Annotated in this window: 14 protein-coding genes and 1 pseudogene; 1 reads left to right on the top strand and 14 read right to left on the bottom strand. The window is 44.4% G+C overall.

What is annotated here, in order from left to right:
* Nucleotides 1-531: 531 nt before the first annotated feature.
* The 12 genes from HZA08_08875 to ileS all read right to left on the bottom strand — a co-directional run bounded on the left by HZA08_08875 (nt 532) and on the right by ileS (nt 18,795).
* A complete protein-coding gene (locus HZA08_08875) occupies nt 532-834 on the bottom strand; it encodes a hypothetical protein (GenBank protein MBI5193537.1) in 303 nt (100 codons plus the stop codon).
* A gap of 66 nt (nt 835-900) precedes the next feature.
* Entirely contained in the window at nt 901-3,486 is a 2,586-nt protein-coding gene (glgP, locus tag HZA08_08880; protein MBI5193538.1) for an alpha-glucan family phosphorylase, read from the bottom strand.
* A 297-nt stretch (nt 3,487-3,783) separates the two neighbouring features.
* The gene (locus HZA08_08885; GenBank protein ID MBI5193539.1) at nt 3,784-4,929 is read right to left on the bottom strand and encodes an ATP-binding protein; all 1,146 of its coding nucleotides are present in this window, start codon (nt 4,927-4,929) and stop codon (nt 3,784-3,786) included.
* Between the two features lie 173 nt (nt 4,930-5,102).
* Nucleotides 5,103-6,587 (bottom strand): SAM-dependent DNA methyltransferase, encoded by a 1,485-nt coding sequence (locus HZA08_08890; GenBank protein MBI5193540.1) that lies wholly within the window; start codon nt 6,585-6,587, stop codon nt 5,103-5,105.
* Nucleotides 6,584-7,012 carry an HTH domain-containing protein gene (locus HZA08_08895; protein MBI5193541.1) on the bottom strand — a complete coding sequence of 143 codons (429 nt, stop codon included), beginning with the start codon at nt 7,010-7,012 and terminating at the stop codon, nt 6,584-6,586. The genes HZA08_08890 and HZA08_08895 overlap by 4 nt, the downstream gene beginning before the upstream one ends.
* Before the next feature lie 427 nt (nt 7,013-7,439).
* Entirely contained in the window at nt 7,440-8,978 is a 1,539-nt protein-coding gene (locus tag HZA08_08900) for a restriction endonuclease subunit S (GenBank protein ID MBI5193542.1), read from the bottom strand.
* A 28-nt stretch (nt 8,979-9,006) separates the two neighbouring features.
* Entirely contained in the window at nt 9,007-10,449 is a 1,443-nt protein-coding gene (locus tag HZA08_08905) for an ATP-binding protein (GenBank protein ID MBI5193543.1), read from the bottom strand.
* Between the two features lie 108 nt (nt 10,450-10,557).
* Nucleotides 10,558-13,332: a DEAD/DEAH box helicase family protein gene (locus HZA08_08910; protein ID MBI5193544.1), complete on the bottom strand. Its 2,775-nt coding sequence runs from the start codon at nt 13,330-13,332 to the stop codon at nt 10,558-10,560.
* 87 nt (nt 13,333-13,419) lie between these two features.
* On the bottom strand, nt 13,420-14,343 hold the full coding sequence (locus HZA08_08915; GenBank protein MBI5193545.1) for an RluA family pseudouridine synthase: 924 nt from the start codon (nt 14,341-14,343) through the stop codon (nt 13,420-13,422).
* 90 nt (nt 14,344-14,433) lie between these two features.
* A complete protein-coding gene (locus HZA08_08920; protein ID MBI5193546.1) occupies nt 14,434-15,210 on the bottom strand; it encodes a tetratricopeptide repeat protein in 777 nt (258 codons plus the stop codon).
* 35 nt (nt 15,211-15,245) lie between these two features.
* Nucleotides 15,246-15,737: a signal peptidase II gene (gene lspA / locus HZA08_08925; GenBank protein ID MBI5193547.1), complete on the bottom strand. Its 492-nt coding sequence runs from the start codon at nt 15,735-15,737 to the stop codon at nt 15,246-15,248.
* Between the two features lie 244 nt (nt 15,738-15,981).
* Nucleotides 15,982-18,795 (bottom strand): isoleucine--tRNA ligase, encoded by a 2,814-nt coding sequence (gene ileS, locus HZA08_08930; GenBank protein MBI5193548.1) that lies wholly within the window; start codon nt 18,793-18,795, stop codon nt 15,982-15,984.
* Nucleotides 18,796-18,996: 201 nt separating this feature from the next.
* Here ileS and HZA08_08935 point away from each other — a divergent pair, with 201 nt between their 5' ends.
* Nucleotides 18,997-19,149, top strand: a complete 153-nt coding sequence (locus tag HZA08_08935) for a hypothetical protein (protein MBI5193549.1) — start codon at nt 18,997-18,999, stop codon at nt 19,147-19,149.
* A 242-nt stretch (nt 19,150-19,391) separates the two neighbouring features.
* Here HZA08_08935 and HZA08_08940 read toward each other — a convergent pair whose 3' ends face one another.
* Together HZA08_08940 and HZA08_08945 are read right to left on the bottom strand one after the other, a co-directional pair.
* On the bottom strand, nt 19,392-21,788 hold the full coding sequence (locus HZA08_08940) for a hypothetical protein (GenBank protein ID MBI5193550.1): 2,397 nt from the start codon (nt 21,786-21,788) through the stop codon (nt 19,392-19,394).
* A 122-nt stretch (nt 21,789-21,910) separates the two neighbouring features.
* Nucleotides 21,911-23,855, bottom strand: a pseudogene (locus tag HZA08_08945) (Eco57I restriction-modification methylase domain-containing protein).
* Nucleotides 23,856-23,888: the final 33 nt, after the last annotated feature.

The following is a 23,888-nucleotide window of genomic DNA, read 5'->3' on the forward strand; positions in this document are numbered from 1 at the left end:
ATCACGTACTTCGGCTATTTCCTCATGGGCGAATTCTCTGCCACGATATCTGACCGCCATCTCCATTCATCATGTTGTACCATAGATGGCAACCAGAACGCAAGTAGTTTTTTCGTGTCACCACGCCTCACTGAAGGGTTGCATTTGAGGCTATTACAAAAGTCTTATAAAAGAAGAAGTTGTCATACCCATGCATGAGAATTTAAAGGCAAGATTTAATTACATTGAGAATATCACTTATATGGTGTTCCTTTGAATCAATAATTTTATCAAGCAAGTGCCTATGATGAGGGAATGTCTCGATATCTTTATGGTGGGGTGAATTGTCCCATCTTGAGATTAAATTTCCTTTCAAATCATGCAAGTGATAAGAATATTTTCTTTTACCATCTTCGAATATATAGTCTTTAATATGAAGAAATGAGCCATCAATAAATTTAACCTTTGCAATTAATAAAAAACAGAATTCATCTGTTTCTATACTTAGAAACAGAAACTTCAGTTATAATTTTCTGAATTTATGCGATGACCTTATAAAACACTTTTCAACTCTTCGATCTTTTTTGTCCAATATTCTTTTCCTTTCTGTGTAAATTCCCATGTTATCAAATCATCATAACGTGAAAAATCTTCCTCACCTGTTTCATATTCAATCTTGAATTCATTAAAGCCTTTCCCATATTTTTTTTCAAAAAAATCTACATCTCCAGAATAATCTGAAATTTTATAAAGCACCTCAGTAATTAAGGAATCCTTTATTAAATCTTCAACATCATTAAAATTAAGTTCCTTGATCAAATTATAAAGACGATCGTCAATTGCAAGGTTCTTCATATTTCTTACCCCCAATAGTTCTGAATCTGAAAAAAAAGATTTTTAACATGATTTTCCTGTTTCCCCCTACAACACCCCAACCTCATCCGCCGCCACATAGGTAGTCCTTATCAATCCAAGCTCATATTTATTTCCGAGGTCGGGATGGGTGGGGACGATGTGGAAGAAGAAGCCGTAGCCTTCTCTTGTGTCAGATGGGACTATGCCGGCGTAGCTGTAGAAACCTTCCCAAATCTCGCCGAGTCTTTTCATGGGAATGGTACCTAATGACTTAAACTCACCTTTCTTATCCATAATGCCCTTGAATATCTCTATAGCCACATCAGACGGAGAAAGCGGGCCGAGATCAATGGTTATAATAATTTCATAATATTCTGTAGGGGTGCCGAGGTCATCCTTTATATGCTCACCCTTTTCAATTGAAACGACCTTTATATACTCCCAGTTACTCTTCATCCAAGACTTCCAGTCAGCCAGCGCCTTTGCCTTATCAAAATCCGCCTCAGCAAGCCTCTCACCCCTTATATGTGCAGGCATATACATGACATTAAAGTAATCCCTGACCATCCTCGCTGTACTGAACTGAGGCAGTATCGTCTTTATAGATTCCTTTACAACCTCCATCCATCTCTCAGGCACACCCTCTTCATTCCTGTTGTAATACATAGGAACAATCTCGTTTTCCAGCTTTTCGTAAATATCCTCGCTGTCTAACTTGTCCTGAAGCTCTTCATTTCCAATATCATTGTCTCCGCCTATAGACCATCCGTTCTTATCATTGAAGCCCTCAACCCACCATCCGTCCAATACGCTGAAGTTTACTGCACCGTTAAGCCCTGCCTTTTGTCCGCTTGTACCGCTTGCCTCATAAGGCCTCCTTGGAGTATTCAGCCATATATCAACGCCTGATACGAGGTGTCTTGCAAGGTGCATGTCATAACCTTCAACCATCACAATCTTATTGGAGAATTCCTTCATCTGTGAGATCTCATAAACCCTTGCAATAAATTCCTGACCCGGTTTATCTGCCGGATGGGCCTTACCTGCAAATATGATCTGCACAGGACGTTCTTTATTATTGAGTATCTTTCTGAGCCGGTCCATATCACGGAAAATTAGCGTAGCCCTTTTGTATGTTGCAAACCGTCTTGCAAATCCAAGAGTCAGGGCTTTTGGGTTTAAAAGAACCTCGCCGGATTTACCCTTTTTTGTATTGGATAAATGTCTCTGGGATTGAATCGCTAATCTGTGGTGAACAGACTTTATCATCTGCTCCTTTAACCTATTACGAACACCCCATAACTCCGCCGACGGAACATCATTTACCTTGTCCCATATTTCTAGATCAATTATCTGCCGCCACTCAGAACCCATGTATCTGTCAAACAGGTCTGCAATCGAAGGATCAAGCCATGTAAGTGTATGAACGCCGTTTGTAATATGACCAATAGGTATCTCTCCCAATGGGACCCCGTGCCAGACATCATTCCATATTGTCCTTGAGACATGTCCATGGAGACTACTTACTCCATTACTTTGTGCAGAAAAATGGAATGCAAGAATTGTAAGGCTGAACAGGTCGGACCCGCCGCCCCTAGGACGAAGGCCGATCCTCATGAACTCATGGGTTTTTATACCTGCCTTTTCCAGATACCTCTTAAAATACTTCTCTATCATTAAAAGGGAGAAGGCATCATTACCTGCCGGAACAGGTGTGTGGGTTGTAAATATCGCATTTGCCTTAACAACCTCATGTGCCTCAGCAAATGACAACCCGACGCCTTTGCCGCCTTTCATAAGATTAACTATCCTCTCAAGCCCAAGAAAAACTGAATGTCCTTCATTCATGTGCCAGACAGTGGGCTTAATCCCCATTGCGTTGAGCGCCCTGACTCCGCCCATCCCGAGCAATATCTCCTGAGATATCCTAATGTCATGGTCACCGCCATAGAGGTTATTGGTAAGCATTCTGTCCTCAGCACTGTTCTCATCAATGTCACTATCCAGCAAAAATAGCGGTATCCTGCCGACATTTATCTTCCATATCTTTGCATAACATATCCTGCCGGGAAGCTCCACATTTATAACAATATCTTCTCCTGAAATATTCTTAATAAGTTGCAGCGGCATATCATCAAAGTTGTATCTTACATATACTGCCTCCTGCTGTCCCTTCTTATTTATCTGCTGGACAAAGTATCCCTGCCTGTAGAGAAGACCGATAGCTGTAAAAGGAAGGCCAAGGTCACTGGCCGCCTTGCAATGGTCACCGGCAAGTACGCCAAGACCGCCGGAGTAAATAGGAACTGATTCATGCAATCCGAACTCTGCTGAAAAATATGCTATACGGATATTTTCCCATCCCGGGTACTGGACATTAAACCACGTCTTGTCCTGATGCAGATAGGCATCAAACTCTGATATGACCTGTTTATATGATTCTATAACCTCTTTACGCGAAACAGCCTCTAAGAGGGATTCACGGCTCAGCCTCTTTAAAAATACAACAGGATTCCTCTCTGCCTCTTTCCAGAGCTTACTGTCAATTAAATCAAAAATCCTCTGTGCATTATCACTCCATGACCACCACAAATTATAAGCCAGCCTGTTCAATCCGGTTAATATTGTTACCGGTGTTTCTGAATACGGCATAGATTTATTTCCTTTCGATTAAAAATAACCCCATCCCCACCCTAACCCTCCCCTTGAAGGGGAGGGAATTATAATCATCTTTTATTAGCCAAAGGTTCGTGAGGGTTTCATATCAAATATATTTTTTATTTGAACACAATAGAAAAAAACTGAGGAGATTATAACAGTTTTTTTATTATAATTCCATTTCAATCATCATAAAAAAAGGATACAGAATATTCGGTATATAATGTAATCAAATTAGCTCAGGTTCATTTTAATCAACTCTTCCATCTCTTCCTGTAGGGGATAATCAAGTCACTGCCCGATTTTCTGTATTAACCCTGAGAGACTTACAAAGTTCACGGAAATATTATCGTAGACACTTGTATAAGAACGGTCTGTATCGGCAGAGACAACATAGTTACATCCAACAGGATATTGTTTTCGGAATATTTTAATATTACCGGCGTCAAACCCGGATGAAGACCACTTACATTCTATGGCTAGCGGCTGTTCCGGTTTTTTGTAACCTGTTAACACAAAGTCTATCTCATGCCCCCTTTTATCGCGCCAGTATGAAATCCTTCTGGTCTGCAGACGGGCCTGTATCTCGTTAAGAACAAAATGTTCCCACAGGAGTCCCATATCATCCTGACGAAGTTCATGCCATCCACGGTAATAACAGACGAAGCCTGTATCAAAGGCATATACCTTAGGTGCAGAAATAATTTCTGATGATCGGCGTGAACTGAAGGGGCGAATCACATGTACTGAATAGGTTGACTCCAGCACAGAGAGGTAGTTGTTAATCGTCGTACGGCTGACCTCACATGGGTCGGCAAATCTTGTTGCCTCAAATATACCACCGCTCTGCATGATCAAAAGTTCAGCAAACTTCTGAAATGAATAACGCCGCTCCAGCCTGAAAAGCTCCTGGATATCTTTAGCCCAATAGGCATCCATCCATTCCTGAAAATCCCGTTCCGGAGTTTCATCAGCCATAAAAAAAGGAGGCAGCCCGCCGCGGATAAAACGGTGTTTCAAGTCTGTTTTGTCAAAATCTTTGAGGTCAGCCGAGATCATGGGGGTAAGCCATAGTTCTGCTTTACGGCCTGAAAGGGTGTCTCTGAATTTGGCAGATGCCCCAAGGGTAGATGAACCCGTAGCGACAATTAAGATATCCGGAAAGTGGTCAGCAGCAATCTTCAGTATCTCAGAAGGATTTCCCAGACGATGGACTTCATCCAATATTATGCGTTTCCCCCTAAGCCCTTCCAAAAATGCCTGAGGGTCTTCCATCATACGCCTTATACGTGGCAACTCACAATCGAAGTATTCAATCCCATGAAGACTCCGGCATAGATACGTCTTTCCCGCCCGCCTTACACCGGAAAGCCAGATAACAGAACGCCGGCTCCAAGCCTTTTCAATCAAATCAATCCAGAATTGCCTGCTTACCATACGTCACAACTTTAGCATATAGTGCTACTAAATGCAATAGTAGTGGCAAATAGTAATAGAAAAGGCAGCTTCTCATAGAAATCCCCTCACCCTCAGGGGTAACTGCGATAATCTCTTTCACCCGTCCAACAATACTGCTTCCAAAGCGTAACTTGATCCCGTGTCCGCCCTCTTTATCCCCTGCATATTAACAGGATTTCCCTGAAGCTCTCCAGCCCTGCCTCGATATTTTCAACAATCTCAGCGGCTAAAGTGTCTGGATCAGGCAGGTTATCAAGGTCTGCAAGGGATTTATCCTTCAGCCATGTGATATCAAGGCTGGTCTTGTCGCGGTTAATGATTTCGTTGTATGTGAATCTCCTCCACCTACCATCGGGATTTGTATTACTATCCCATGTCTCTTTTCTCCTATGCCTGTTTTCAGGATTATAGCATTCAATGAACTCCTTCAGGTCATCCAGCTTCAGCGGATTCTTCTTGAGGGTATGGTGGACATTGGTGCGGTAATCATAGACCCAGACCTCCTTTGTCCATGGGTCTTTATTCGCTGGTCTTGCATCAAAGAAAAGCACATTTGCCTTTACCCCCTGGGCATAAAATATCCCTGTCGGGAGTCGCAGGATAGTATGGAGGTCGGTTGTTTCCAGCAGCTTCTTTCTTACTGTTTCACCTGCACCGCCTTCAAACAGCACGTTGTCAGGTAATACTACTGCCGCCTTTCCGTCGGTCTTGAGCATGGTTCGTATGTGCTGTACAAAGTTGAGCTGCTTATTGCTGGTGGTTGCCCAGAAGTCCTGACGGTTGTATGTCAGACCTTCTTTTTCCTGCTCGCCTTCTTCATTGGTAAAGGTCATACTACTCTTTTTACCGAAAGGCGGATTGGTAAGGACATAGTCTACCCGCAATCCTGAATCTGCTACCAATGCATCAGTTGATGAAATAACATTTTCGCTGTCAATATCCCCGATGTTGTGCAGGAACATGTTCATCAGGGCCAGCCTGCGTGTACTGGCCACGATCTCGTTTCCGCAAAAGGTCTTGTATTTCAGAGATTTTTTCTGGTCTTTGTCCAGTTCATAGTTTTCCGTAATGAAATCATAAGCAGCCAGGAGGAAACCACCTGTGCCTGCCGCAGGATCTGCAATAATTTTCATAGGTTCCGGCCGCAGACATGCTACCATCACCTTTATTAGTGCCCTCGGCGTGAAATACTGCCCTGCCCCGCTCTTAGTATCCTCTGCATTCTTCTCGAGCAGTCCTTCGTATATTGCCCCCTTTACATCTGTGCCCATCAAACTCCATTGCTCCTTGTCAATCATATCAATGAGCTTGTAGAGCTTGGCAGGATCCTGAATCTTGTTCTGACTCTTGGTGAAGATCTGCCCCAGTATCCCCTTCTGCTTCCCCAGCTCACGTAACAATGTTGTGTAATGCCCCTCCAGCTCTGCACCTCGTTTGGCAGTGAGGCTTTCCCAGTTATATTCCACGGGGATATGGAGGGGTCTGCTGTATGGCGGCCTGCTGTATTCATCTGCCATTTTCAAAAAGAGCAGGTACGTAAGCTGCTCTAAGTAATCCCCATATCCCACGCCATCATCCCGGAGGGTGTTGCAGAAAGACCAGACCTTGCTTATGATGCCTGATGTGTTGCTGCTCATATTTCAATTTCCCTTGTAAATTGTGCTGATAAAACATACCCCCCAGATTTAGGCGGGCCTTCAAACTCAATAACTTCAAGTAATCTTAGTATCTTGATGTAGCGGTTCACTGTAGGTACTGATACATTTAAACCAGTTGCCAGCTCATCTGCTTTTTGAAGCGGCTTATTCATTACAGCAAGTACTAATTTGAGAAGTTTACCTTTTACATCCGCACTTATACCCTCAATTATTCCCTCATTTACTCTATCACTTACTCTATCACTTACTGTGCCATCTGATACAGTAAACTTAGTAATCATATTTCCATCCAACGGAATTATCATCTTGAAACTATTACCCTCTAAAAATTGCGGCCTCTTCCCGGGGGCATAAACAGGAAGATACTTGTTCACGTTCAACACACCGGATCCAAGTTCATCCACCCGCCCATTCGCCTTACCCGCTCTATACTCATACCTTATACTTTCCTTTCCGGAAACATACGGGAATAATTAACGAGCCTTCACCCGAAAATCTCTTCTTAACACCAATTGCCCTTAATTCATCCCCCTTAATTTAAGGGGGAAAGAGGGGGTTATAGCTATGTTGCATCGTTCTTCTATGCACTTCATAACTCCCCCTTCCCCCTCTTAATCTTAAGAGGGGGGATTTTCATTTACCTTTGTGAGCCCACGGCTCATGACGATTCATCCGAAAATCACCATAGCTCACCCCCACCCTAACCCTCCCCCCTCAAGGGGGAGGGAATCATCTAAGCATCCCTCTCCCCTTGCGGGAGAGGGTCCGGGTGAGGGGGTCTTATTTTCATAATACCTTGTGAGCCGAAGGCTCATGAACGTGTTATTTTACTCATGCCTTACTCTTCCGCCCTTTCTTCTCCGAATGAAGCCCGGCATTCTCCTCCCTTATCCTCTCCAACAGCCTCTCCGCCGGTTCCCACGCTGGGTCCTGCCTGACTGCCTCCAGCTCCTTATCATTCAGTAGCCTGCCTTCAAATGCCTTCTTTAAGATGCTTTGCCGCAGGGCCTCGGCCTGCTGCAGAGAGGTGGCAATGGTGGCCTCCATGTTATCACACTCTGACAGACGGGATTCTATTTCCTGGACGATTTGGCTTTGCTCGGGTAGAGAACAAATTGGAACAGGAAAATTTTGAATATCATCAAGACCTAAACCCGCTTTGGTTGCCCCTTTTTGCAACTGATTTATGAAATGATTTCCACCAACTCTTGAGATTACCCAATAGCCGAAATATTTTTTGTCAAATCCTTCAATAGGTCTGCACAATGCAATATGTTGATTAACATATGCTTCATCCAGTTTTGGGGCGATCGCAAACATTCCCAAATAACCTGTAATTGAAAAAAGGAAATCACCTTCAAATATCCTTGTCCTTTGGCCTTCAGTGCCTTGCGGTGGTTTTACGTATTGAATATTTTCAGGGGATAGATCAAGTTCCAAACTATCGAAGTCTAAGTTTGTTATTCTTAAAAAAATGGCCCCTTCTGCTGAATAATACTTAGCCCACCCTCTTGAACCGCTTGTTACAAATCCATACAACTCACCTGACCTCACACACCCCCACCCCTCCGGCAATTCAGGCAGGGCGTCTAATTCATCTTTCGTCAAAGGTGCAACCTGTTTAAGCTTCATGCCGCTGGCCATGGCCTTTTCTTCTCTCTCCTTCTGTATCTTTTCAAGCAAATCCTGTGCATCAGGCAAATCCTGATTCTGCCGCCACTTCTCTGTCAGCTTCCCCTCAAACGCCCATTTCAACACGCTTTGGCGGTACACTTTGAGTTGCTGCTGTGCAGTTTTGAGGGCTTCGATCCCTTTGTCCAACTCGCTGAAGAGTTGCTCTATCCTAGAAACGATGGCGTGCTGTTCGGGGAGGGGCGGGAGGGGGAAACTCATTGTCGCCAGATTACTTCTTGAAATTCTTTTCCGTGTAGTTCCACTTTCCAATGATGCAACTGCATTACGAAACGCAGGCGCATTAATAAAATACATCAAACATTTTGTCTCGAAGTCAGCGTTCCCCGGGCGTACTATTGCAACATCAACAACGGTAACAGACTTTTTTAGGTCGCCGGGAAAAATACATGACCGCCCTAAAGGGTCGGGCATACGGGCAATAAGAACATCTCCTTTTTTTAAAAAGGTACAACATAGCTCAATAGCTTTTTCATATTTAAGGAATCTTTCTGATTTATTTCGATATTCACCATCACCAATATCGGCTAATTGTATGAGTCGAACATCACCATTCGGATCTTGATCCCTACTCTCAACCCAATCGCCATCAACAAAAATACCTTTTTTACCAACAATGTCGCTGATTGTCGTCCAATCCCACCCCTCTGGCAATCCATCTGCTGAATAAGCTTGCATATTTATTGGAAAAAATCCTCCGCGGACACTACGTCCATAACAGCCTTTCCGACTGGCCAGACAGATAGCACAAAATATGCGCCGGTACATTCAGGAAAGAGGTCTCCAATCCATCAAACATTGTAACCCCAAAATCCCTGTCAAGCTTTGTTACCCAGTAGGCCCGTTTGACATTTTCCAAACGGCAATAGGCAACAAGCCCGCTGCTTTCCTTTATATGGGGTCTTTCCTGATATTTAACTTCAAAGGGAATGATATAATTTGGACTCCGGACAATAATGTCCACCTCTTTCTGAGAAACAGGGTCCCGCCAGTAGACTATTTCCGGCACATCATGATAGTAGTATGCATAAAGATGCCTGAGCACTGTTGTCTCTGCAATGATACCCATTTCATCAGGGTTCATGAGAATCTCTTCACCCCGCAGGAGTACGGCATTACGAAGTGCAGCATCAACCAGATAATATTTATTGCGGGCCTTCAATACCTTTTTTCCCCCTGCATCCGCAGGAGGGAGACGATAAATGAGATTTGCCTGCTCAAGCAGGGTCAGGTGATTTGCAATCGTAGTTGTAGTCGTGCCCAGTGCGTCTGCACAGGTCTTGTGTGCTACAATGCCTCCACTATGGATACATAGATAGATAAAAAGTTTTTCAAGCTCATTGACATTTCTTACCCCAAAGAGGGCTGTCATGTCCCGCTTTAGCACACGCTCAACCACGTCCTCCCTCAGTAACCGCTGGCAAAGACTGATATTCTTCTGAATGGCAGTTTCCGGAAATCCGCCTACAAGCAGGTACTGCTGAAACGATGGGAGAAGCCCCCGGAAACGTGCGGACAATTCCGCAAACTCTCCTTGTGACTTTGTAAAGAGGTCTACCGGTCGCAAGTCTTCAGGAATTTCAGGGATTGGTTCTCCCCTGATATGGATAAACTCAAAGAATGAGAGGGTTGGAGCCGGTACGGTTATCCATCTTCCTACACCGCTTTCAGTAAGGCGTTCGCGATGAACCACACTGGCAGAGCCTGTGGCAAGAATCCTGTAATTAGGCTGATGGTCCACAAGGAGCTTTATCTCAGTTTCCCATTCTTTTGAATACTGTATTTCATCCAGAAGGAGAAATGTCTCCCTTCCCTGTGAATAGATGGATTCGTGATAAAATTCAAGAATCCGCCTCATGCTGAGTAATTTTATCAGTGGATGGTCAAGGCTGATATAGAATACACTTTTAGGATCACGGCCTTCTCTTATAAGGCCGTCGGCTATTTGCATCAGAATAGTAGTTTTTCCCACACGCCGCGGCCCTGAAAGCAGGATGGCCCGCTTCAGAGTGGAATCTTTTAAATAAGTACGGCATGTCTGAAACGCCAGCCTTTTAAAGTCATGGACAGAATATGGCCTGCCAGACCACCATGGGTTAAATCCATGTAGTACGTTAAGTACCTCTGCATGATCAAAAAAATCCTTCAATTTATCCCCAAAATAGATTATTTACCTGATATATGCATAGTATACTATATAAATATTAGCAATAAATCAATATTTAATCGTTTTTAAAAGTATTTTTTATGATTACACTCACGCCGCCAACGCCTCATTCAGTTCGTTGATAATCTCATTGGTCTCTTCGCCAAACAGTTGCCACATCTTCCCCAGGCCACCGTGCGCATTGAAGGGGCTGAGGTCAAAATCGTCTCTTTCAATATGGAAACTGCCGGCAACGTAATTTTTTATCATCCTTAGCCATTGCATCTGTTCCTCAGTAAACTTCAATGCACCGGCCTGTTTTTGAAATACCCAGTTCTGGAAATTTTTGTCTACTGTCTTGTCGTAAGGGGTCAGGAGTTGATCAATGTTCATTACCCTGCGGATGAGGGATACGAGGGCAATCAACTCATTCTTTGGTGAGCCATTGGCTCTTTCTATCTGCTCATAAGCATTCCATATCCGCAAGGGTGCCAGCGCCGGCTTGTCGGTCTTCAGTTTCTCCAGCAGCTCTTTGATCATGCTGAAGGTCAACTCACGTCTGCGGTAGGGCTGGTTGTAGAATATCTGCAGGGCGGTGATCTCATCTCTGTGTGCTTGCAGCCATGCGGTAAAGTCATTTACCAGTTCCGTGGCCCTGATCGTATTGTCCTTGTCCCAACCGACATTCAGCAGGTTGTCGGGGTTGATGTGATCAATGATCTGCTCATGCGCCTTGCGGACGTTTTCAACAAAGGTGTTCAGGTCACCGGTAAAGACCTCTGCCGCCTTATCAATCAGGGCATTGTGACTTCTGGAAAAGGCCTCTTCAATCGCAAAACTCGAGGCGTTCTTATTCTCCTCATAGCTCTGTAACCGCAGATCTTCAATGGTATCGGGATTGTAGGCATTCAGCAGTTCCTCCACTGTCTGTTTCATTGTCCTCCCGTTGGCCTTTTCAGCAAACAGTATCTTCTCTTCTTCAGTGAGCTGTCTCTCCAGACGTGTGAGGCGATTGGCCAATGAGGTAAAAAGGTCTTCATCCCTTGCACCCACGGCTACAGCTCCCAAAAGATCTTTCAGCAGCACTCCAGGCTTCTTTTCCAGAGGGCGGCTGTCGGTCTTGAGGCTCTTTGTCACTCCTATTGCGTCCACAATCACAAAGTGATCCTTAACATACCTGGCAGACGGGGTCACCTTTCTCAGGTCGTCCAGAAGGATGGTGCGGGTGCCGCGCCCCTTCATCTGTTCAAAATAATTGCGGCTCTTTATATCCCGCATGAAAAGGAGACATTCCAGCGGCTTCACATCAGTCCCTGTAGCAATCATATCAACCGTTACAGCAATGCGAGGATAGTATTCATTCCTGAAATTCTGTAATACGCCTTTCGGGTCATCCACTTTGTAGGTAACTTTTTTGCAGAACTTGTTTTCCTCTGCAAACTCTTCCCTCACAATATTGATGATGTCATCAGCATGGGAATCGCTCTTGGCGAAGATGAGTGTCTTGGGTATCTCGAATCTTCCGTCCCTGTCGTAACGTCCGGGGAAGATTTCCGGAAGATGCTCTTTGAATGTCCTGATGATAAGGCGGATCTGATTGGGGTTCACCACTGCATCATCCAACTGCTTCGCACTGTATTCCACATCCTCGTCTATTTGATCCCATCGTTTTCTGCGGGTTAATTTCTCACGGTGATCCACATATTCACCCTTCCAGACGACTCCACCTTTCCGGCTAATCCGGGTATCTATAATAAAGACATTGTATGGAACCAGAACACCATCCGTCACCGCCTCTTCAAAGCCGTAATCACTGACCACGTTCTGGTTGAAATATCCGAATGTGCGATTATCTGGGGTTGCGGTAAGGCCGACATGGAAGGTGTCAAAATATTCCAGCACCTGTTTCCACAGATTGTAGATACTCCGGTGACATTCATCAATCACTACAAAATCAAAGAACTCAGGGGGCGGCCTTTCGTTGTAGACCACAGGCACAGGCTCTTTGGGCTGCCAGCGTCTTTCATTGGGGTTGTCCTCTTCTGCTGCCTCATCCAGCTCTTCACCCTTTAAGATAGAATAGAGGCGCTGGATGGTGCTTATATAAACCTGGTTGTCCGTAGGGATACTGCTTGATTTCAGGCGGTGCACGCCATACAACTCAGCGAACTTGCGGTTGTCATCATTGGGCTGAAAGGCCATGAACTCCTGCTCGGCCTGCTCCCCAAGATTCCTCGTGTCCACGAGAAATAGAATCCGCTTAGCGCCTGCATATTTCAGCAGACGGTAGATGGAGGTAATAGCGGTAAAGGTCTTGCCTGAGCCAGTGGCCATCTGGATCAATGCCCGCGGCCTGTTTTCCTTGAAAGATTGTTCCAAATTATTTATGGCGTTAATCTGGCATTCACGGAGTCCTTCTGTCGGTAGAGAGGGTAGGTTAAGTAGCCCCTTCCTGAGCGTCCTCTCACCCTTCAGCAATTCTCTCAAAGTCTCAGGCTTGTGAAAGGTAAATACAGGACGTGAACGCGGCTTTGGGTCACGGTAGTTGGTAAAGCGGGTTATTTCGCCTGTGCTCTCGTACACGAAAGACAAAGGGTCATTGTTGAGGTGCTTCAGTTTGCTGACGGCATATTCGCTGGATTGATCCTCGTGTGTGGTCAGGCGAACGCCTTCTTCCTCCCGCTTGGCCTCAATAACACCAACAGGTTTCCTGTCAACAAACAGTATATAATCAGCAGGGCCGATGTCTGTTTGATATTCCCGAACAGCTACCCCAATACCGGCGCCGAGATTGATCTGCTTCTTATCCTGAATAACCCAGCCGCATGCAATCAACTGCCTGTCTATGTTGTCTCTTGCTACCTGCTCAGGGTTTTGGTTTATCATTATTGAAGCTAAATTATCAGGATGAGATTTTGCTGTCAATAGAAAGTATGCTTTTTGTATGCTTTTGAAAGTATCTTTTCCTGCTATTTAATGGAGTTTTATATTAATCAACTCTTCCATCTCATCAGGCAACGGTGCATCATATTCCATATATTCATTTGTCACTGGATGAGTAAAACCGAGTTTTTTTGCGTGGAGCATCAGCCTCTCCACTTTGACCTTGCCTATCATGCTGTGGCCTCTTCCGCCGTAGACCTTATCACCGGCAACAGGGTGACCGGAATGGGAGAGGTGGACACGTAACTGATGTGTCCTTCCTGTTTCAGGCCTGAGTTCAAGAAATGTCGCGTCTTTAAACCTTTTTATTACAGTAAAGTTTGTAATAGAATGTTTCGGTTTCATTGTCCTCGGAGAGTGCTTCTTACGGTCTTTTTTATCCCTGCCTATGGCAAGGTCAATGACACCCTTATGCTTTTTCATAACCCCCTGAACCACTGCAACATAAACCCTGTTGATGGTATGCAGTTTAAATTGACTTGACAGGTGCGTATGAACAAAATCACTCTTGGCTATCACAAGGACGCCGGATGTGTCTTTATCAAGACGATGAACCAGGCCGGGGCGTTCCCTGCCGCCGATACCTTTCAGGTCTTTACAGTGAAACAGCAGTGCATTGACAAGCGTCCCGTTAAAATGACCGGGGGCAGGATGGACTACAAGGCCGGAAGGTTTATTGACCAGCAGCAGGTGTTCATCTTCATATAATATATCAAGCGGTATTTCTTCAGGCTGTAGCGGGACAGGAGAAGGACCGGGAATCAGTATGTCAATGACATCATCAGGACGAATCTTATAATTCGGCTTGACCTGATTTTTATTTACAGTGATAAGTTTTTCATTGATCAGCCTCTGGATAGTGGTTCTTGATACAGGAAGGACGTTTACTAAGAACTGGTCTATCCTCTTATAAGCCTCTTTCTCAGATACCTGATGCTCCCGTATTTGCAACATATTAAATACAGTGGTTAGTGATTAGTGGTTAGTGATTAGAAAAAAACTTCTGTTTACTATCCACTAATCACTAACCACTATTCACTGCCTTTACGATTTCCCATGCAATAGCTTCCTCAGATCCAACTTTGCATGGACGTTTTCGGGGTTTATCTCTATGGCCTTGTGCAGGAGTTTGACGGCCTTTTCCGCGTCTCCTAAGAGGTTGACGGCACATCCGAGTTCCCTAAGTGTCTCATCTGCATCAGGTACCATCGAGAGCACAATCTCCCACTCTTTAATTGCCTCAAGCCACCGCTTTTCCTTTGAATATATAACCCCAAGCATGTGATGTGCACTGATATTATCAGGCTCAAGGGATAGTATCTCCATGAAGGCATTGTGTGCCCCCTTCAGGTCGCCATTTTCAAGCAGCAGCCTTCCGGTAAGCTCATAAGCCTCTATAAACGAAGGGTCTTCATCGGTTGCGAATGAGGCATAATAAAGGGCCTTTCGCTTATCCCCCTTGCAATCAAATGCCATGGCAATATTGAACAGCAGGTCAGGTATCGGTTCATCAGCCATCTTCTCAAGATACAGGTAAACCTTCAGTGCATCACGCACCTTACCCTGTGCAAGATAAATATTGCCGAGGATAAAGTTGCACTGAAAATCAATAGGGTCTGTTGCAAGTGCTGCTTTAACGACTTCATGTGCTGCATCAATATGCCCCATTTGCAGATAAATATCCGCAAGCTCATAATGTGCATCAATCTTATCCGGGTACAGTTCACAGGATCTCTTCAGATATTGAACTGCCTTAAGCCAGTTCCCATCATCCAGTGTAAGCATTGCCTTGCTGTATAATTTTTCCCATGGTTTGTTCATTGCTTCAGTTTACCCTCCCCTGCTGTTTTAGATGTTTAAACATCTACGAGATTTCTGTTTTTCGAGAATAAGATACTGAACATGAGAATTATAGTTCCAAGTGTAATGGCTATATCTGCGATGTTAAACGAAGGCCAGTGGTGGCCATTCCAGTAAAAGTCCAGAAAATCCATCACCCATTTTAACCGTATACGGTCAATAAGGTTGCCGACCGCACCGCCTGTCACCAATGAAATCGCCAGATGTGTCATAGTAAATTTACCTGCGGCCTTTTCATACATAAATATGAGCATTATGAGTGCAAATAGGGAAATGCCTATAAGAAGGGCTAATCTCAATAATCCTGTCGTCCTTCCAAAGATGCCGAAGGCAGCACCCGGATTCTGCACGTAAGTTACATTAAAAAAACCGGGTATTATTTCAATATAATCATGAATAGCGAGCATGTTCTGAACCGCATATTTCGATGCCTGATCAAATATAATAATTGCCCCTGCAATAGCTGTCAATAGAATGTATTTGTTCATCCGAAAATCAACCCCATCCCCACCCTACCCCTCCCCTTGAAGGGGAGGGAATCAACGTAGCCCCCTCTCCCTCAGGGAGAGGGTGGGGTTTTCATTGCCCTTTGTGAGCGCCCCGCTCATGACAGTTCATTCAAAAATAATGTGTTCCGTTACCGTAGCGTCGGGGGGGAACCCAAACGATACGAAAACCATGGTGCAGGGATCTAACTTCTTACCTCTAACTTCTTGCTTCTGCTATTTAATCTCATTTCTCATCTATCCTCAACACATCTGCACACCGTTTGCATATTACCGGATGTTCTGTATCAGTGCCTACTGATTCGCTGTAATTCCAGCATCTTTCACACTTGCCTCCCTTTGCCTTTGATACCGACACAAAGAGACCTTCAACCTCTTTCCCCTGAAATGCGTCAGATGGGGGTGTCCCTTCACTAACACTGGCAGACGAGGTTATAAAGAAAGACGGAAACTCCTTTTCCTCATTCTTTAAAAAGGTAACCAGGTCTCCCTGTGCAAATATATCAACATGTGCCTCAAGAGAATGACCTATCAGACGATCCTTTCTTGCGGTCTCTAATGCCTTAGCTACCTCTCCCCTTATGCGAATCAGCTTTTCCCATTTATCTTCAAGGGTCTCATTGAAATATCCCTGCACAATCTCCGGGAACTGCTCCAGATGTACAGAGTCTTCCTCTCCGGAGACCTTCTTTATATAACCCCATGTCTCATCCGCTGTAAACGAAAGTACCGGCGCCATCAGCTTTACCATAGCCTTGAGTATCTGATACATCGTGCTTTGTGCTGCACGCCTCTCTTTTGAATCCTTATGAAATGTATACAGACGGTCTTTGAGAATATCCAGATAGAGCGAACTCATGTCAACCACACAGAAATTGTGGAGGGAGTGGAAGACCAGATGAAATTCAAAGTCCCTGTATCCCCTCTCTACACGGTTGATAAGCCTTTGAAGCCTGAGTAAAGCCCACCTATCAATCTCCATGAGTTCTTCATAAGGGACACTATCTATCTCAGGGTTAAAATCATCCAGATTGCCAAGCAGAAACCTGCATGTATTCCTTATCCTTCTGTATGCCTCAGTAACCTGGGTAATGATTGACTTGGATATGCGTATGTCTTCCCTGTAATCCTCTGCTGCAACCCACAGCCTCAATATCTCAGCCCCGTGCTGATTTATTACCTCCTGAGGGGCGATCACATTTCCCGCTGATTTGGACATCTTGCGGCCGCTTCCATCAACCACAAATCCGTGTGTAAGTACCGCTTTATAAGGCGACTCCCTGCCTGTCCCCAATGCCTCAAGGAGGGAGCTGTGAAACCACCCCCTGTGCTGGTCACTGCCTTCAAGATACAGGTCCGCAGGCCGTGATAAATCTTCACGTGTTTCAAGCACGGCAACATGGCTCGTGCCTGAATCAAACCAGACATCCAATATATCCATCTCCTTTTGCCACTCTGTTCCTTTGCATCCCGGGCAGGAAATTTCTCCGGGCAGTAATCCCTCTGCCTCTTCAGAAAACCATACATCAGTGCCGGATTTTTCAACAAGCCCTGCAACATGATTTACAACATTACTATCCATAAGCAGGTGGCCGCATTTCTTACATGAGAATGCGATAATCGGCACACCCCATGTCCTCTGTCTTGATATGCACCAGTCCGGCCTGACGGCAATCATCCCCTTTATCCTGTCTTTTCCCCAGGAGGGTATCCATGTTACAGCTTCAATCGCATCCAATGCCTTCTTACGAAGGTCATTCTTCTCCATTGAAATAAACCACTGTTCAGTAGCCCTGAAGATAACAGGTTTCTTGCAACGCCAGCAATGAGGATAGGAGTGAACAATAGGTTCTTCTTTAACAAGAACCCCAAGCTCCTCCATCTTCTTATTTATCTCCTTATTAGCCGCAAAGACCTTCATCCCGGCAAAGAACGGGACATCCTCATTAAACTGCCCCCTGCTGTTCACAGGTGAATAAATATCAAACCCATACCTGAGACCTGTCTCATAATCCTCTTCACCATGACCGGGTGCTGTATGAACACAGCCGGTACCCTGATCAAGTGTCACATAATCCCCAAGAACCACCACAGAATCCCTGTCAATAAACGGATGTGCTAATGTTAAACCTTCAAGTACGGCCCCTTGGAATTCTGCAACTACAGCAACATCCTCTTTGCCGATCTTTGCAAGGAATGTCTTTAACAGTTCTTTTGCAAGTATATAAGTTCCTGCACCTGTATCTATTGCTGTATAAGTAAACTCAGGATGCAGACATACGCCAAGGTTTGCAGGAAGTGTCCAGGGAGTTGTAGTCCATATTATTATTGATACATCCTTACCTTTTAAAGATGGGACACGTTCGTCAAGAGCCGCTCCTGATTGCACCGGCTTTACCGGAAATCTGACATAGACAGACGGTGATGTCTCTTCAGCATACTCAACCTCTGCCTCTGCAAGTGCTGTCTCACAGGAGGTGCACCACAGCACGGGCTTTTTCTTTTTATATACAGCCTCTCTATCAATAAACTTGCCGAACTCCCTGATTATTGCCGCCTCATAATCATTCGTCAATGTAAGATACGGCGAATCCCAATCACCGAATATACCGAGCCGTTTGAACTCCTCACGTTGAATATCCACAAATTTCGCCGCATACTCCCTGCACAACTGCCTTATCTCAGTCCTGCTCATATCACGTTTCTTAGGGCCGAGTGATTTGTCTACCTGATGTTCAATAGGCAGACCATGACAATCCCATCCCGGCACATAAGGGGTATTAAACCCTTTCATAGACTTGGATTTTATAATGATGTCTTTCAGGATTTTGTTAAGTGCATGGCCTATATGGATATTACCGTTTGCATAAGGGGGGCCGTCGTGGAGTATATATTTGGGTCTGTTCTTATTCTTCTCTCGTAATCTTCCGTATATGTTGCCGGTCTTCCATCTCTCAAGAAAGACATCCTCCATCTTAGTGAGATTGGCCTTCATTGGAAAATCAGTTTTAGGAAGGTTTAAAGTATCCTTATAATCCATATTAATCCGAGAAACGTATCCGTTGTTAGTGTATGGGATACGATAATATACCCCTTGAATTTAGAAGGCAATCATAACATCCGGCATGTTGCAGTGTCAAGGATATGCGCTGATGAACCAGCAATTCTCGGTGAAACATTTCTCCCTTGTGTTTGCAGTACCATCAAACCCAAACACGACGGGCACTTCAAGTGAACCCCCATGAGCCTTCGGCTCACAAACCATGTACATGAAAATCAGCGGGACAGGAATCTCCCGCCTATCCTCAATTTAGGCATGGATAGGCGGGTTCCCCCAAATTTACACATGGATAGGCGGGGTTTTCTTACCCCGCCGGAGGGGATTTGCGGATGAACCGTCATGAGCCGGTGGCTCACAAATGGCAATGAAAACCCCACCCTCACCCTAACCCTAACCCTCTCCCTGAGGGAGAGGGGGCTATGTTGATTCCCTCCCCTTCAAGGGGAGGGGTAGGGTGGGGATGGGGTTGATTTTCGGATGAACTGTCATGAGCGGGGCGCTCACAAAGGGCCATGAAAATCAACGGGACAAGAATGTCCCGCCTATCCTCATAGAAAGGGATAGGCGGGGTTTTCTTACCCCGCCGTAGAGGATTTTCGGGTGAATACATCATATCCCAATGGCTTTAGCACTGTCTCAGCGGCATTAAGTAAGAGTTCTGTATATTTTCCACGGTCGTATTCGTGTCCTGCAAAAGAAAAGGAAAGAGGTCTGACTCTGGATGCATGGTCTTTGTCCCCTGCTGAGGTAATAATCATCCGGATATTCTCCCCGGGTTCAAGGCGGATGCCGCGGGCAAGGAGACTCTGGGCGACTATTGCAGTATCTATAGCACGGTCATAATCCTCCGGCCGTTTAGTGAGGTGTTTGGAGATTGAAAGTTCCATTGGAGAGACCCTGCCGTCTGATAACTGATAAATATAATCCTCCACAACTTTCAATGCATCATCCACATATTGGGATAGTTCTTCAGGCGTCCGGGCCTGAGATAGTACTGCTATAATCTCCTTCTGAGCCTTTGCAATAAACAGCGGAGTGTCGTGTCTCCGCATCTCAATGCCGCGCACCTTCATCTCACCATTTCTAAATACACCAAGATAACGGTTTGATACAGCAAGATTGGAACGTATCTTTGACGCAGGGAACATCAGCCATCTGTAGATACCTTCCAGCGCCATTGTTATACCTGTCTCTTTTGTTATCTTATCTGACAGCATTACAGCATCCTGATCTGTTATCCCTTTTTTATATACCCAGACTGAGTCAACAATGGCATGAATAAGCTTAAACCCCTCTGCCTCGGCTATCTCTTTTGCCCTCAGCAACAGCTCACGTCCATAAGCTGTAACCGCCTCATGTGCCTCAATCCTGCCGAATCTTGCATTTTTGTATCCAAGATAACCAAAGCAGGTTACCAGTATCCACTTGAGGGCGGTCTGTCTTTGTTTGAAACGAAGACGGTCTTCATCTGTAAATCCTACCGGCGGGGTTAGAAAACCCCGCCTATCCGTATGTAAATTGAGGATAGGCGGGACATTCCTGTCCCGCTGAGTTTCTCCTTCATTAGATAATGACCTTTGCCCACCCTGCCCCCCCATCATCCTCTTGTACTCTGCCCTTTTTTCCAGTATGGGCTTTAATACCCTCGGTATCAGCCCCTCCCTTTTGGTACAGGTATGCCGTCCTGTCTCAGGGACAACATGATGGGGACAACATTCACAGTCTAATGTCTCCTGAGAGATATTGTACTTTGCCATGATAGTTGGATATAGTGATGCAAAATCCAGTTCAGCCGTATCCCCGTAAATCCCCGGTTCCGGCATAAAAATAAGCCCGCCCTTGTCAGAGGTGATTAACTCTTCAGCAGTCTTAAATGCCTCCGGTTCCTGCTTCCGCCATGGAATCAGTATGCCCTCTTTGTATGCCTGATGCATCTGCATTGCGCTGATAACCGTACCGATTGAAGACCTGGCAAGCGATTGAACAGGGATACTGCTGATCCTCGCCAATTCAATAATCCCCTCAAGCCCGCTCTCATGCATGATAAAGGAATTTTTAACATCAAGGTGCCATCTGCCTGCAAGATAAAAGGCATTCTCCCGGCGCACTATCCTGCCGTAAGAGAAATATGATTTTCCCCTTCTACTGAATTCCCTCCCCTTCAAGGGGAGGGTTAGGGTGGGGATGGGGTTATATTCTGTTGAAACACCTCCAATCTCCCTGTTCAAAGAAAGCGGTATCCTGTACTGCCGCTCCATTCGTTGTAATAACGGTATATGATACGAATCCCCCCAGTACGATACAATCACATCAGGGTCACACTGCTGCAAAATACGGGAAAAGGTCTCAAGAAATAACTCCGGTGAATCACCTTCAATAATCCGCTTCTCCCCATCCCACAACAACTCAAGCCTTCCGCTATAGCCGTGCCGGGGATTGATTAAATCACCCTCAACCTTCATCTCCATGATATTGAGCGGCGGAATCCTGTAGTCTACACTCCATGGGTCATCAAGTGAACTTATTGTGAGAAGACGTCCGTCGCCTGCGGCCTCCCATGAACAAAAGGCAAGCGGAAAAATCTTTTTGTCCCACAGATAGCGTTGCACAACAGATATATCACAGGTAAATAGTTCCAGTTGCCCCCCGCTCCATTTATCAAGGGTTGATACTACCTCATTGTATTGTGATGGCCTTTGCACCTTCACTTCAAGCACCGGGACATATTTACCACTCTGAAGCTCTATTCGTTCTACTGGTGTAATTGTTACAGGAATGCTGTTGAGAGGCCGCCGCTGGAATGCCCTGTTGAGAACCGGTGGTGTCGTCCTGACAAAGAAAGAAGGGGCATATTGGTCGCATAAAAACAGATGCGTGCCATCCTCTTTGATAAACCACAACCTTATTACATCACCATCAAGGTATATATCAAAAAGCCAGCCTGAGGCTGTTGTATGGTAACTATTGTTCATGATTGAAGGGTGAAAAGGATACACACTTTATGGAACGGATGGAGAATGCGGTAGCATTAACCAAAGCCCTCCATGTGTTTGGCTTTAGAATCTATTTACATGTCTGCCTATAAAAGCATTATTTAGTACGGACCGAGGAACCTTTCTCCATTAAAATGGATTAAATGTGAGGGAGAATCTGCCACCCAAACTTCTGTTTCCCACGATATATCATTCAAATACTTCACCATACTCTTTCTATCCATAAATGCAGTTATAAAGATAAGCCCTGCTTTTGATGTCTGAAAGAGATGAATTAACTCACCTCTTCGCTTTGGATTAACCGGGCCGTGGGATGTTACAGCTTCTATCAATACAAGCCAGTTTTTTTCTGTATAATAAATAATAACATCAAGCATCTTACCGTGTGATTCTATTTGCACATCAAGTGACTCAAGCCCATCCTTGTCATAGTATGCAAATTTAAGATCAGTATCACCCACATAAATTTGAACTATCCATATTAAGCACCTCTATATTTATTATATGGTCAATTTCTTCTTGCCCCGGAAATGTATCAGTTATTTGTAAACCAATTGCATTGAGTTGTTCTGATGTTGGATACTTTATACTCCTGAGGTCGGATGCATTAACCTGAGTATGTCCGCTGAATTGGCGGAAATATGAATCTACAAGTGATGAATTCAGGAAAGCAGCAAGTCCCCTTGCCAAAGAAAAGTCCAATCCTTTTCCATTCTTGTGAATATAGTTCAGATGGTTTTCAAAGGCTACACTTACTCCCGGCAAACGATTGCCATCATACACAGCAGCTACTATCCGCTTTTTCTCTTCTTTTGAGGAAAACCTTTTAACGACAACATAGTTTTCATTAGGAATAAGCAGCTCTTGTGTTTCGGGAGATACTACAATAGCATTAGATTTATTCGTATTGGTCTTAGGCCATATTACATCGCCATTGGCTATATGAGTTGGATAAATAAGTGGTATTGTATCTTTATCATCTGTTGCACGTAAAAACTTTTTGAAACGAAAATCAACAACCCTGCCTGTAGAAACGCTAAGTCCTAAATCATCCAGCGATATCTTAAGTCTCTTTATTTTTTCTGCAGTCTGTTTACCTGATTTATCAGGTACTATGTGGATAAATGAATGAAGGTCTTCCGGATGTACAACATCTTCATAGGAAACTTCATGTGAGGAAACAATCCCATCTTCCGGACCTAAACTTGATGTAATAATAATCTTATTAGATTTATTAACAGTTTTGATAGAATGGAAGATCAAATTCTCTTGCAGTACGTTATCATCACTAAATGCCAACTGGCGTGATTCGAACAGATGTATGCGGGATAAGCTCATCTCACTTAAAAAGGATTTCCTGAAAGTCTTAAAATACGGACCATTACAGAAACTTCTGGGCGTTATGGCCACCATCTCACCCCCGGCCTGCAAAAGCTTTATAGCACTAAATAGGAAACCTGTATAGTAATTACTTGTTTCGATACCAATTTTTCGTAGTAATATGCGGGCAGGCGATTCACTATGAATCTTTTTATAGGGAGGATTCATAATAATACAATTAAATTCAGGGAGTTGATAATTTTGAGAAAATAGATCACCATTAAGGATTTCAACTGAAGCCTTTATAAAATCAGTCTTTCTAACCTCTCCAATAAATTTAATTCCTAAACGCTGACACTCTTTTTGACAAAGCTGCATAGTATCAGGAAGATACTCTGATAGTTTTTCATCAATTTCGTATGCGGTAACACTAATAAGTTTCGGACGTGGATGTCTCCGGCACAATTCAGCAACACAGGCAGAAAACAGAGAACCAACACCAGCGCCAGGATCAAGGATATATACTTCGGAGTTACTATACTTCATCATTGATGCCATAAGATGAGCTACCGGGGAAGGAGTTAGGAACTGTCCCATTTCTGCCTTTCTGTATTCTTCAAGTTTACGGCAGGCATCTAAACGAAAGAAATCTACGCGTTCTAAAAGATCAGGGATATTCTCAGTAAATTTATGGCGGTTTTCTTCTTTTACCGGAGAGCTAATCATGCGTATATCCTAATAAAAAGTTAATTTTATTTG

The organism is Nitrospirota bacterium (assembly GCA_016212215.1).
Classification (GTDB): domain Bacteria; phylum Nitrospirota; class 9FT-COMBO-42-15; order HDB-SIOI813; family HDB-SIOI813; genus JACRGV01.